Origin of the sequence: Streptomyces sp. NPDC007162 (assembly GCF_040634175.1) — a bacterium.
In the GTDB taxonomy this organism is placed as follows: domain Bacteria; phylum Actinomycetota; class Actinomycetes; order Streptomycetales; family Streptomycetaceae; genus Streptomyces.
On sequence record NZ_JBEYFC010000325.1, the window covers coordinates 1 to 10,360 of the forward strand.

A 10,360-nucleotide genomic window follows, 5' to 3' on the forward strand; every position below is an offset into this window, starting at 1 on the left:
GTGGACGTCGGTGCAGGTGCGGTTCGTGGTGTTGGTGAGGTCGAGGTACCAGGTGCCGTAGCCGCCGCCGGGCTCGTACAGCTGGGACGCGTCGGCTTCCACGGAGGACACTGTCCGCAGGTCCGGCTCCAGTGGTTGCGCGCCGTCCTTGTCGGCGATCCCGGCCCGCTGGGCGGCACCAAGGAGCTCCGCCAGTGTGGGGGCGGGGTCCTCGGACAGCATCCAGCCCAGTACGGCGTCGCGGAAGACCAGCGGGTCCCCCTTGGGCACGTTCAGATCCTGGTAGACCCGCATCACCAGCTCGGCCTCGCGGATCCGCTCCGCCTTCTCGGCCACGCGCTCGTCCACGAGCGGATGTCCGAGTTCGGTCAGCCGGGCGGTCAGGCCGGGGTCCGCGGGAGCCGGCCCGGGCAGTTGCCTGTTCCGCGCGTGGACCGCCGCTCCTCGTGCGATCGCCTCCATCACCGCACTCAGCGCGGGAAAGTTCCGAACGGACACCAGTTGTCCGAACGCCGCGTGGGCGGCGGAGTCCGTCAGCTGACCGGGCGGGAAGAACAGGCGGTAGTCGGCAGGACCGACGACCAGGCGGTTGCGCAGCGTCAGCAGAGCCCTCTGGGCGGCTATCAGCAGCAGAGTGCTCGCGGACAGCGCACGGCCGATCGCATGCTCGAAGTCGAGTGCCGTCCTGAGCCACGTGCGCCGGTCCCCGAAATACAGGTCGGGGAACCGCACCATGGGGTCGGACGTGTGGGCTGCCGGCGCATGCGACGGTCCCGCCTGCTGGGACGCCGTGTGTCCCGGGGCCCGAAGCGGCAGGGCGGCAGGGGCGTTGGTCAGCCGCGGGTCGGATCCGCCACCGGCCGGTTCGGGACCGGCGTTCCAGCGCCGGTCGGCGGGTGACTCCTCAGACGCCGGTGCCGCGTTCCGTGCGGCACGGTGCACGACGGAACGGGACTCATCGGATGTGGTGGCGGGTGGGGACATCAGCACGGGCTGCTCGTCAACGGAACTCTGGGTGAGCACATTGGTGCCCGGCAACGGCGCCAGCAGGTCCTCCGCCGCTGTGCCGACGTACGCCGACGCCGGTGGCATGTCCGGGTCGAGCCGGGCCGGCCGCCGTTCGTCGAGGTCCTGCCCGATCCACACGGGCCGGGGGGTGCTGAACGAGGCGGGGGCCGAGGGGTTCTCCGGGATCGGCTCCAGCGGGGCCCCGGCGCGGCGGGACGGCGGCGGTGCGGTCAGGCGCGCGGTGTTGGCGCCACCGCGCGAGGTCGTGCGCGCCTGCGCTCTGTTGGAGTGCTCCTGTCCCGAGTGGACCGTGTGCACGGCGCCGGTCTGCGCCGTGCCGGCGGAACCGGCGACAGGACGCGCGGACGCGCTTTCCGGTTCCTCGTCGCCGGTGCTGTCCCCGTCGTCCGAGGTCGGCGCCGCGACGCGGGCGACCAGCCGCACCGCGTCACCGGGCCCGGTCCGCGGCATCTCGACCGCCTTCAGCATCTCGAACGGCCGTCCGCCACTGTCCGAGCCCGGCTCCTGTGGTTCGACGGACAGATCCACCGCCGCCGGGTACCTGAGATCATCCTCGCCGATGGCACCGGCCGATGAGTTCTCCACCGCCACCAGGACCCGGCGGGCCGGGTCCTGGACGTGACCCAGTTTGTCCAGCGCCGCCTGCGGGGTCGCCCGGAGCCACTGAGTCGGGTTGACGTTCAGTGACCGCAGGGCCGTCGACGTCCCCTCGGCCGGGGCCAGGAAGGCGAAGTACGCCGGCTTGCGCACGGGCGGCAGTGTCCTGCGGGCCTCGGCCGCCATCGCGAGGTGCAGCGGAATCTCGTCGTACAGACCGTCCGACAGGCGTTCGGCACGATCATGCAACCGCGCACGGATCCGGTCGAACCGGGAGTCTGCCGGGCTGACGTGCGCCGCGTCCCGGGTGAGATCGCGGAACCGCTGGTCCTGCCGCAGCAGCAGGGGGAAGCCCGCCGCGTCGCCTGCCCTTGCCCGGTCCATTGCCTGGTGCAGAGCCGTCAGCAGCGCCTTCCGGCCGCCGGCCAGGAGCCGCGGATCGAGCAGCGGCGCGTCGGCTTCGCTGCCCAGCAGGAACAACGCGGTGGCATGCGCTGGATCGGCGGCGGTCTGCGCAGCGCCCGGCTGCTGGGAGGCAAGCCACTGCGTGCGGTGGGCGTACGCCTGGTGCTGCGGGAGGCGCAACTCCTCGGCCGTTCGCGCTGAGGAGGCCTGGTTGCGCGGCGCGAAACGGGCGTCGGCGAAGGTGTACAGGTGCACCGCGTCACCGGCGATGGCGCTGCTGAGTTCGGTGTCGTTGGTGAAGACCTTATCGGCACGCTGGAGGTCGGTGAGGATCTCGACCAAGGTGTGGGAGCCGTTGGTCAACGCCCAGCCGACCAGTGCCGCCACGAAGGCGTCACGGGTCTCGGCGGGCAGGCGCAGCGACAGAAGGGCGTCGATCAGCGGCTTGAAACTCCTGAACCGTCCCTTGCTGAGAACGAAACCGCGCCGAGCGCTGAACTCTTCGTGCGCCGCGCTGTTCGCTGCGATCGTGATGGTGCTCTCACCGCGGCGACCGGCGACCGCTTTGTCAAACGCCGCCATGAGCTGATCCGACGTGAGCTCGGAGCGGTCAGGGTCGAGTGACACCTTGTACTCGCCGGGCAGGGCCTTCAGCGCCTGCCGCACGGCAGCCACCGACTCCGGTCCGCGCCCTATCGCCGCGCCGAAGACGTTCTCGTAGTTCTCGGCGATCGACTTCCACTGCGAGGTTCCGTACAGGCCGCGATACCACCCGGCCGGAACGACGTCGTGCGGATCGTCCGACAGACGGGCGGCGATCGGTTGCCCGTCCGCCCGGCGGAAGACCACCACTTCAGGCTCCGGTACCTGCGGCGTCGCCTTGACGGCGAACCGGACGGACGGGTCCGTGCCCCGCACTATCGTGGTGCTCAGTTCCGAGGTGGCGGCGATCGTTTCCCGTTCGGCGGGCTGGACGCCTGCCACGAACTTCGCCAGCTGGGCGGCGCCGGGACGCTCCCTGCCCGCGGAGCACGACCACACATACGCCGCGAGGTTCTTCGGCAGGCCCAGCCCGTCCATGTGCTGCTCGATGATCCGGCCGACCTCGGTGCCTCCGGCGCGCCGCAAGCCGTAAGGGGACGGCACCTTGAAGTAGTGCGGAGAACCGTGCGACGCCCAGAAGAAGGCACCCATACCGGCGGCCTGCGGCCGCGAGACGGTTTCCGGTATCAGCGACCACGCCTGCTCGCCTGTCTCGGGCGTCCGGCCCTTGGCAAGCGGGGAGAAGCCCGCACCCGACAACAGGTGCGGGTAGGTGCGCTTGCGGTGGTTCCAGTCCCGCGTGGTGAAGGCGGCCACGCCGAACCGGCGCTTGTCGGACGTGGTCATCCACCGCGTGATGATCTGCCGGTTCCAAGGCTCGGCCGGGATCGGCTGCGGCACCTCCACCACAGTGACGTGCGCGTAATCCAGACCCGTCGCCATGTCGCGGGTGAGCGTGTACTGCTTGAACCGGAACCTGACAGGCGCGGCGTACTGCGCCTCGCCCCGACGCGGCTCCCTGGCGAGCATGGCGGTCAGGCGCGACGACGACCGCAGGACCTCCACCATCACCGGGTGGCCCTGCTTGTGCCCCGCGGAGCGCGCCAACTCCTCAAGGGGCACCTCCCTGTTCGTCGGCGAGCGGAAGAACCGGTCTGCCTGGAACTCCCAGCCCTCCGTGGCGTAGTCGTGCTGCCCGTGCAGCGGACCGGGCCTCCACAACGGGAAGAACACCGAGCCGCCGTACTCGGGCAGCAGCCGCAACCCCTCCACGGCCATCGCCGCATGCCGGGCCATGTCCTGCACCATCCCGTCATCGGCACTCCGCGCGGCCTCGGCGAACGCCGCCCGCACCCGCTGTCCCGAACGCTGTTCCGGCGGCTGGTCGGCCAGCCGGCTGATACGCGGGTCCTCGAGAAGCACTGACGGCATGTCCGAACGCGGTGCGCCGCCGGCCAGCTTGTCACCGAACGAACGGATCATCTCCCGGAGCCGGTGCAGCGCCTGAGGTCCTCCGCGGATGATCTCCGGGGCGAAGAACGCGGCGTCCGGACCGCCGGCCAGGTGCAGCGCCACCACATGCCCGGGTTGGACAGGCCTCAGGGGAGCTGTGACGCGATGATGCCGCAGCCACCACCGGTATGCCTCCCGGCGCTGCCGCACGGCGTCCGCCTCGGCGGAGGTTGCCACGCCGGCCGCCATGCCGCCGACCAGGACGGTGATCATCTTGCTCGTCCCAGGCTCCCCGGTGACCTCCTGCGTCAGCAGGTCCGCCGTCTGCCGGTGGTACAGCGTTTCGTGCGGCAGCCGCTCCAGCGCCTCCCTCATCTGGGGGTCTGCGGCGAACAACTTCGCCGACACCCGGCCCTTGGGGTCGAGCATCGCGCTGGCCCAGCCGTACAGCCGCGCCTCGTTGATCTGCGTCGCGTCGGGCTCCGCCTCGTCGCGCACCGCCTGCTGCGTCATCGCCAGCAGCTGTGCCAGCGAGTGGCCGCCACGGGGCAGCAGCCAGCCCAGCACTGCGTCCCTGAAGAACAGCTCGTCGCCGTCGGGAACGTCCATGTGCTGGTAGACCCGCAACACCAACTCGGGCAGCGGCGCGGCGGCGATGCCGTTGTCCTGGGCATAGACGGGGGCGGCCTGCGCGAAGGCGTCCATCACCTCCTCGAGAGGAGCGGGGTTCCGCGTGCTCAGCAGCCTGCGCATCTCCTCCTTCCGATGGGCGTTCGCCGGGTTCTCCGGCGCGAAGAACAGGCGGCGGTAATGGGTGGGGTGGGCCGCTTTCAGCAGCCCGCTCAGGTGCCGCAGGCCCATCCGTGCGTGCTTGCCGACCTTGGGGTCCGAGGCGATGGCCCTGCCGAGTGCGACGTCGTAGTTCCACCTCGCGCTCTCGGCCTCCGGCCCGTCGTAGGCGGGGAACTCCGGATCGCGTTCGTTCTGCTCGGCGGCTTCACCCGCGGCACCTCCGGTCTGTGGTTCGGCCAGTGCAGAACCCTCCGCCGTCCCGGCGTCGGCCGTGTCGACGTCGCCGTCCCGGCTCCGGGTCTCCTCCGCGGAGGCTTCACCGGAAGGCACCGCAGTCGATGCGACGTCCCGGCTCGATCCGGCCTGCTCCTCGGGCACGGGCGGGGAGTCGGCATGCGGCGCCTGCGATGTGCCGGCCACCGCAGCAGGCCGATGGGCGAGGTCGGCCGGGCTCTGGACGGCCGCGCTGCCGGGCAGCAGCGCGATATGTGCCTCCGCCGCGGTGGCGACTGCCCGCACCGCGTCCAGCGCCTCCCGCGGATCGGCCGACGGCAGTTCTTTCACCCGCAGCATCTCGTAGGAGGTGCCGTCGCTGTCCACGCGGACCTGATACGACAGGACCTCCAGGTCGGTCGCCGCGGCATACCGGATCTGAGGCACGCTGGGATCGTGCGCCACCGCGGTGACGTCGCGGGCCGTGGACTTCTCCACCGCGACCAGGACGCGGGGGGCCTTGCCGGACAGCGACCCCAGCGCCGCGGCCGGATCCCACTCGACGCGCTCGAACTGGCGCACGTTCAGCCTCGTCAGGCTCGCGGCGGCCCCCGCCGTCGGGGCTTCGAAGGCGAAGTACACCGTACGGTCGACGGGGGGCCGCGCAGCCAGTCCCTCCGCCGCCAGCCCCAGGTTGATGGGGAGCTGGAAGCGCAGGACCTGCGCCAGCGAGGGGATCGAGTGGAGCATGTCCCGGCGCACCGCGGCGAACGCGGGAGTACCTGGTGGGACGGCCGCCATCCGGTCTGCGTGACCCTGCGGGATCGGATGCCGCAGTATCGGCGGCAGGTAGGGCCCGTGGCCGTGCCGCGCCCGGTGCACCGCGTCGTCGATCTCCTGACGCACCAGCGGTTCCAGCCTCGCCGCGCCTTCGGCGAAGGAGAGTTCGTCGGCACCCGATCCCAGGATCCGGCGGTTGCCGTCGTGGCTGAGCAGGTACAGCGCGATGACGTGCGCCGGGTCGAGGCGGTCCAGCGATCCGTCGTTCCAGTCTCGGGCCGCGGCGTGCCGGTCCGCCCAGGTGTCCGCGCCCAGCTGCGACCGCTCACCCGCCGGGACCGACGGCACATCCTCCGAGGCCCCCAGCAGCCGCACGGCCCGCATCAGCCCCTGTGGCACCTGGACTCCGTCCGGGGCCGCCGCGAGCCACGACATGCCTTCGGTGTGCATGCGCCAGTGCGGCGGGCGCAGGCGGTCCGCTAGATCACCCGCGGGCAGCCCGTCGCGCGGCGCGAACATGGCGTCGGCCAGGCCGTACAGGTGCGGCCCGTTGCCGGCCAGCGCCGCGGTGAGCGCCGCCTGGTTCCCGCTCGTTTCCGAGGTGTGCAGGTCGGACAGGAGCGCGGCCAGGGGATGCCGCCTGGACAGCCCCCAGCCGAACACAGCCCGCACGAACGCGGGGAAGTGCTCAGCCGGCAGGTCCAGATCCTGGTACAACCAGTACATCCCCCGGGTACTGGGTGCCTGCGCGAGCCTGATGCCGCGCTCCCGCGCAAGCTGCTGCTGGACCGAAGGGTCAACGATCAGCGGGGCGGCGTGAGCCGGGTAACTGGCGTCTGCCGCAGCACGTGTGATGTCGATCAAATCGTCCAGAGGCACACCGGGTCGGCCGGGGTCGACCGCCACCTGGAACCGGCCCGAGTCGGCGATCGCCCTGACGACCTGCCGCATGATGGCCGACGACGCCGGGTCCTCGGACAGCCGTTGGCCAAGCGCCGCTTCGTAGATCGCCGCGTGCTCGAAGAACTCGTCGACTCCCGCGGGGTAGCGCGCCGCCTGGCCGGCGAAGTACGGCTCGGCCGAGGGCGCCGGCGCGTCCGCACGCGGCAGGTCCCGCGGCTGGACCTTCACGAACTCAACGCCGGGTGCCGCGCCCCACCCCGGGCGGAGCAGGATGTCGTCCCGTCCGTCGGAGAAATAGCCGACCTGGGTGGTCCCCGCGAAGGAGTCGCGCTGCGGCGGATGCTCGTCGACCGCCTGCTGCGCCACCGACGGCAGGCCGGGACGCCTGCTGCCCACCGAACACTGCCACTGCAACAAGGGCGTGCCGTCGGCCACCCCCGCCTCGGCCAGCCGCCGGGCGGACTCGGCCCCGCTCTGCGTGCCACTCAGAAGTTTGGGACCGAACCGCCCGACGACGAGGACAGAGTCGGGCAAGCCGTGCGCGGCACTCATGACAAACTCTGGTTTGCCGGTCCGCGGTTCGGTTCCGGACGGCAGCGGCCAGGGGCGCGGTGGGCCGTACGTCCCCTTCCGGCTGTCCTTGACCCTGTACTGCGTCATATGCGGGAAGCGCGAGTAGGTACGCCTGCGGAGGACCATGTCCCGAGAGGTGTGGCTCGCATAGCCGAACCACACTCCATCCGGCGTGTGAATGTCGCGCACCAGGATCTCGTTGTCCCAGGCGATGTTGGACGTCGGCTCCGGCACCTCGGTGGCGACGATGTGCTCGTACCACAGGCCGCTCTTCCCGTCCCTGCCGTACGTGCGTCCCAGGGTCCGCAGTCTCATCGCCCGGGGAGACTGCACCGTGCGCTTCCGCGGCGTCAGGGACCAGACCGACGTCTCACGGGACGACAGTGGCCGCACGGCCTCGAGCACCACCCCGTGCCGGGTCCCCGGCTCGGCCCCCTCGAGCCGGTCGTTCAGCTCCTGCAGCGCCGCGGCACGGTCGGTGGAACCGGCCTCGAACGCCTCCAGCGGAATCTCCTGGCCCGGGACCGCGTAGGGTTTCGCCCCTCCGAACAGCGCCCCCGGCGCGGTCCGGATGTACAGCGCCGAGCGGCCGTCAGCGGGTTTCGACGGCAGCGTGTCCAGCGCCTCTTCGGCCATCGACGCATGGCCGCGGACCTCGGCCAGCAGCCGCTCATCGACGAATTGGTCCACGAAGTCCTCAACCACCGCCGCCACGTCGGCTGGCGGGGCGGACCGGCCGATCACGGCCCGGACAGCTGAGTCGCGCAGCATCAGCAGCGGCCAGGTCGACCTGTCCTCGGGATCCGCTTCCCCTCCCTCCTTACGGATGAGCTCCCGCAGCCGGTCCAGCGCCCGCGGCCCTTCCCTGAGCACTGCAGGCTCGAAGAACCGGGCGTCGGGACCGGACACCAGCGCCAGCGCCATGGAGTGCCCGCGAGAGAGCCGTCGCAGAGCCCGCAGGGTGCCCGGGTCGCGCAGCACGTCGCGCAGCGCCTCCCGGCGCTGCCGCCACAGATCCGCCGCGGCACCGGTCAGCCCCGCGACCTCGTTCAGCGCCCGCACCAGTACAGGACCGGGATTGACCCACTCCCCGAGTCCGGTGACCTCGTCACTCAGCAGCGGCGCTGTCCGCTCGGCGTACATCTCGACGTGCGGCAGGTGACACAGTACCTCCGGCACCCCGTTCCCGTGGTCTGGCCGCCCCAGGGGGTCGAGTTCGCCGTGCATCCACCCGTGCACCCGGGACATGTCCGTCAGCCACGGATCGGGCTCCACCTGCTCGTCCCACACCCCGGCCCGGTGCGAGACGTCGAGGAACCACTCCCACGGCAACGCGTCCGGACGCGAGAGGTACCACCCCGCCACCGCGTCGCGGAACATGAACGCGTCACCGGCGTCCTGCCCGAGATGCTGGTGGACGCGCAGCATCAACTCGATGTCGCGCGCCTGCTGACGCTGCTCGGATGTCAGCTCACGCGATCCGTGGTAGCCGCGCCGCCGCATCTCGGCGTCCCACGCCGCGTCACGCAGCCGCACACCGACCGGCCCTGCCAGACCGTTTTCCCACGCGTAGCGCGCCACGACACGCTCAAGCGCGCCCATCACGTCCTTGAACGGCGGCGGGTTGTCGGGGTCGAACAGGCGCTGCTGCTCGGCGTCCGCGTCGAAGCCCTTCAGCGACGGCCGGTTGTAGAGCATCTTCTGGAAGTCGTCCGACATGCCGCCGGGGGCGTTCATGGACCTCTCGACGATGCGGCCGAGCGCCTGCTGAGCGTGCTCGAGCACGAGCGGGTCGTTCGCCAGCGCGCGGGCGGCCGCAATCCCGTACGACTCGGAACGGCTCCGGTACGACCGCTGCGTGAAGAAGCGCGGGAACCGCGGCGCGTGTACGGCGGGGAACACCGATGCGGCCGATCCGGCGCCGGTTGCCGCGGTCTGCTGGGCCGTACCGGGCGCCGGCGCGGCGGTCTGAACGCCGGCTGTTTCCGTCGGGGCCGTGGACGAGCCGGCATCCACCTGGGTGACCGGCGCTTCCGTGAGCAGCGCTTCGCCGTGCGGCTCGTGGGACACCGGCGCTTCCGTGAGCAGCGTTTCGCCGCGCCGCTTGTGGGGGCGCCGCCTGTTGGTGACCCCAGCGGCCACGTCGGGGCGCGTGGGGACCTGTGACGGCAGAAGCGAATGCAGCTCGGCCATACTGCCCGCCCGGCCCAGCGCCGTGGCGCGGGCGAGCAGGGTCAGGAGGGCACCCATCTGCTCCGGCCCGACCGGGGCCGTCGGCCCGAGGCGCAGCGCCTGGCGGGCCAGGGCCTGGAGAGCGGGCTGGCTGCCGCCGGTCAGACGCCTGGCCGTCACCACCGCGGTGAGCAGCGAACGGTACGCCGGACTGCTGGTGATGCGCGGGCCGAACAGGGACGTCACCGCGCCCGCCATGCGCGCCGCCGTCGCGGACTCGGCTCCCTGCACGGACAGCCTGCTCTGGTGGCGGGGGGCCAGGGGTGGTCCGTGCAGGGGCAGCGCGGTCCCCACCGCGTCGGCGGCCGAGGCCAGGAGCGCGGGCAGTGCCTGCGCGAGTTCCGGCTCCGGCCGGCCGGTCGCCGCATGGTGGCGCGTGATCAAGGAGCGCAGGTGAGCCCAGGTCAGCGGCTGCCCGTCACCGTTGCCCGACCGCCACCGCTCCAGCGCCCAGAAGCCGTGCAGCAGAGCCTCGAACGGCGCGGCGTCGTCCTTCCGGGGAGGCCCGTAGATCATGCGGATCGCCCGCACCCAGCGCAGTACGTCCCCGGCCCGGCCCCGGTCGCCCGTCACCTGCTCAGCCATCCGGCCGAGTTGTGCGGTGGACGGCTCCGGTTTGAACCCTGCCCACCAGTCGCCCTCGGCGAGCTGGAACCGCACGTCGAGGCCGAGCTCCGGGGCGGAGACGGCCAGCACGGGCTCGTCTCCGCTGCCGGTCGTCCACACCGGCCGGTTCCAGATGTTGGACAGCAACTGGCCGGCGATCGGCTGCTCCAGGGGGTCGTGCGACGGCTCGCCCGCCACATCGGCGCCGGTCGACCAGCGGGGCCCGGTGGCGCAG

At 71.8% G+C, this 10,360-nt stretch carries 1 pseudogene; it reads right to left on the minus strand.

The annotated features are described in order from the left end of the window. Positions 1-10,360, minus strand: a pseudogene (locus ABZ646_RS30435) (hypothetical protein); the annotation flags it as partial.